Annotated in this window: 1 pseudogene; it reads right to left on the bottom strand. The window is 62.3% G+C overall.

Going from position 1 to position 223, the window contains the following annotated elements:
- Positions 1–223: pseudogene (locus ACNQQL_RS36335) on the bottom strand (electron transfer flavoprotein-ubiquinone oxidoreductase); the annotation flags it as partial.

Raw genomic sequence — 223 nt, 5'->3', positions numbered from 1 at the left:
GGAACGCGCGGATCGACGGATGCGTCTTGTAGCGCTGGAATTCCTCGAACGGCGACAGGTACGGGTTCGTGTAGCCGAGGCCCACCACGAAGCCGACCACGACCTGATTGTTGTCCATGTGATACAGGAACGAGCCGCCGTACGTATCCGACTTCAGCGGCCAGCCGGCCGTGTGGATCACGAGGCCCGGCTTGTGCTTCGCGGGATCGATTTCCCACAGCTC

The organism is Burkholderia sp. LFS061 (genome assembly GCF_047978125.1).
In the GTDB taxonomy this organism is placed as follows: Bacteria; Pseudomonadota; Gammaproteobacteria; order Burkholderiales; family Burkholderiaceae; genus Burkholderia; species Burkholderia pyrrocinia_C.
The sequence above is the reverse complement of the archived record's forward strand: the minus strand, read 5'-3'. Positions and strand labels throughout refer to the sequence as shown.